Raw genomic sequence first — 2,078 nt, forward strand, 5'->3', positions numbered from 1 at the left:
GATCTTCACTTCCACCTTCGTCGGCCACACAGTCGGCATGCCGGGCATGACAAGCTATGCCGCGAGCAAGGCCGGCCTGATCGGACTGACACAGGTGCTTGCCGCCGAATACGGCCCGAAAGGCGTGCGGGTCAACGCGCTGCTGCCCGGCGGCACAGACACGCCGGCGGCAACCTTCAAGACCCCGGAATCAAGAGCCTTCGTCGAAGGCCTGCATGCTTTGAAGCGTATCGCAATGCCGGAGGAGATTGCCCGTTCCGCGCTCTATCTCGCCTCCGACGCCTCGAGCTTCACCACCGGAGCGGCTCTGTTTGCCGATGGCGGCGTGTCGATCAATCGGACGTGAAGGCTTTTCGCGGCCGGATGCATGTTCATAGCCGCCAGGCAGACGTCCGGTCTTGATTTCTCGCCGCGATTTGGCGATTCCGTTTCTGTCCAAAAGCGGGTCTGGAACCATGATGCTGATCAGAACCTATGTGACTGCGAGTGCGATCGAAGGCGTCGGCGTGTTCGCCGCGGAGCCGATCAGGAAAGGCGCTTCGATCTGGCGGCTCGATCCGGATTTCGACCGGCTGATCCCCATGGACAAATACGAGACGGCACCCCCGCATCTCAGAGAACTGCTCGACCGCTATGCCTATCCGAGCCCGGACCGGCCGGGTTTCATGGTCTATGAAGTCGACAATGGCCGCTTCATGAACCATTCCAGCAATCCGAATACGGATTTTTCGCAATATGGCGGAGCCACGGCGACCCGCGACATCGCCGTGGGCGAGGAGATCACCTGCGACTACGGCGAGTTCTTCGAGGATTTCGAGCTGCTGCACCTCGCGAGGGCCTAGTCGGCTCCTTATCTCAAGGGCAAGTGGCACACTTGTCCAAGGGCAAACAGACGGCGGCTGGCCCCGCAAAATCATTTCCGCTGTGGACAGCGCGGCATGATTCTGGTATCAGCCGCCCCAATTCGTGGTGTAAACCGCCGCGGAGGCTAGTGGCTATGGCCGCTTGCCTGTTGATATCAAACCCGAAAGACAGGATTGCCCGTGCAGGTACTCGTCCGCGACAATAACGTTGATCAGGCGCTTCGCGCTCTCAAGAAGAAGATGCAGCGCGAAGGCATTTTCCGCGAAATGAAGATGCGCGGTCACTACGAGAAGCCGTCCGAGAAGCGCGCCCGTGAAAAGGCTGAAGCTGTCCGCCGCGCCCGCAAGCTGGCCCGCAAGCGCGCCCAGCGCGAAGGCCTGCTGCCGATGACGCCGCGCCCGGTCGCTGCTGGCGCCGCCGGCGGTGCAGGTGGCGCTCCGCGTCCGCCGCGGTTCTAACGCCAATTTTTCGTCCTTTTCGAAGGATATCAGAGGTGGCGCGATGTGGAATCGCCGCCACCTTTTTGTTTTGATGTGACCGGTCCGGAGGGGGAGCCGGACCTGAACGACGCGGCTTGAAGTGAGGACAGGGCAGACATGAACGCAACGAGCGTGGAGCGCGGGACTGCATTGCGTGGTTTCGCCCTGACAGCGGCCCTGCTCTCCGGACTGGCGCTTGCCGGCTGCCAAACGGCGGGCCCGACCGGTGAATTCAACAACATCGACAAGGCGCAAGGGTCGAGCGAGAACATTTCTTCGCTGTCGGCGGTCATCCAGCGCAATCCCCAGGATCCCGAAGGCTACAATGTGCGCGGCTCGGCCTATGGTCGTGGCGGCCAGTACCAAGCGGCGCTCAAGGATTTCAATCAAGCCATCCAGCTCAACCCGAATTTCTTCCAGGCCTATTCGAATCGCGCGCTGATCCAGCGCTTCCTCGGCAATCAGGAAGCCGCGCTCGCGGACTACAACCGTTCGATCCAGATCAACGGCAACTACGACGCCGCCTATATCGGCCGCGGCAATCTCTACCGCAAGGCGGGTCGCACCCAGGACGCCTTCAACGACTTCCAGAAGGCAATCCAGCTCGATACGACCGACGCGCGCGCCTACCACAATCGAGGCCTGATCTATCAGAGCCAGGGCCAGCACAAATTCGCCATCGAGGACTTCTCGACCGCCATCTCGCTGGCGCCGGACGCCGCCGAGCCCTACAAC

General features: G+C 61.5%; 4 protein-coding genes. All 4 read left to right on the forward strand.

Annotation, left to right across the window (positions count from 1 at the left end):
• A partial coding sequence (locus tag EN893_RS30740; RefSeq protein WP_128362049.1) for an SDR family oxidoreductase occupies positions 1 to 346 on the forward strand: 346 nt, incomplete at its 5' end.
• Positions 347 to 455: 109 nt separating this feature from the next.
• A complete protein-coding gene (locus EN893_RS30745; protein WP_127267753.1) occupies positions 456 to 842 on the forward strand; it encodes an SET domain-containing protein-lysine N-methyltransferase in 387 nt (128 codons plus the stop codon).
• A 201-nt stretch (positions 843 to 1,043) separates the two neighbouring features.
• Positions 1,044 to 1,322, forward strand: coding sequence for a 30S ribosomal protein S21 (gene rpsU / locus EN893_RS30750; protein WP_023810129.1), 279 nt, complete (start codon positions 1,044 to 1,046; stop codon positions 1,320 to 1,322).
• 138 nt (positions 1,323 to 1,460) lie between these two features.
• Positions 1,461 to 2,078, forward strand: a 618-nt coding sequence (locus EN893_RS30755) for a tetratricopeptide repeat protein (RefSeq protein ID WP_128362050.1), incomplete at its 3' end; no start/stop codon positions are given.

Source organism: Mesorhizobium sp. M7A.F.Ca.CA.004.04.2.1 (assembly GCF_004022825.1).
GTDB lineage: Bacteria > Pseudomonadota > Alphaproteobacteria > Rhizobiales > Rhizobiaceae > Mesorhizobium.

What these genes read in the sequence shown, in the direction of transcription:
- EN893_RS30745 (WP_127267753.1), top strand. Translation starts at nt 456, where the DNA reads ATGATGCTGATCAGAACCTATGTGACTGCGAGTGCGATCGAAGGCGTC.